This is a genomic window from Proteus myxofaciens ATCC 19692 (assembly GCF_001654855.1).
In the GTDB taxonomy this organism is placed as follows: domain Bacteria; phylum Pseudomonadota; class Gammaproteobacteria; order Enterobacterales; family Enterobacteriaceae; genus Proteus; species Proteus myxofaciens.
On sequence record NZ_LXEN01000211.1, the window covers coordinates 1 to 449 of the forward strand.

Below are 449 nucleotides of genomic sequence, written 5' to 3' on the forward strand. Positions count from 1 at the left end.
AGACTAAAAAACAAACCATTTATACTATTATTGTTATATATCTATCCAATCTATGCAACTTCCTCGATATTTATTAATGCAGATAAAAAATTGTTATCTGATTTCGATGAAGATCCTAATTTTAAAAGCTCTATGATTAGAGATAGATTTCCAATTGTGTTTGGCAATATTATTTATCTACTTACCGCGATGAACTCTACTGATAAATATGTAGATAACTTTGATATTGAAAAAATTAATCCATCGATTACCGGAAAGAAAAAACCAGAGAATAAACTCGTTATTTTAGTTATGGGAGAGTCCTCTTTAGACTCTCGATACAGTGCTTATGGTTATCCTATAAAAACAACACCTAATATAGATAGAATATTTTCTGAGCCTGATTCTTGCATAATCAAAAATGTCCATTCCAGTGCACCATTAACTCGAAACTCCATATCAATGTCATT

1 protein-coding gene is annotated in these 449 nt (G+C 29.8%); it reads left to right on the plus strand.

Translation table 11 applies throughout. The features are described 5' to 3' along the window. The coding region (locus tag M983_RS17690; protein WP_342671341.1) for a sulfatase-like hydrolase/transferase at nt 1-449 on the plus strand (449 nt) is incomplete at both ends.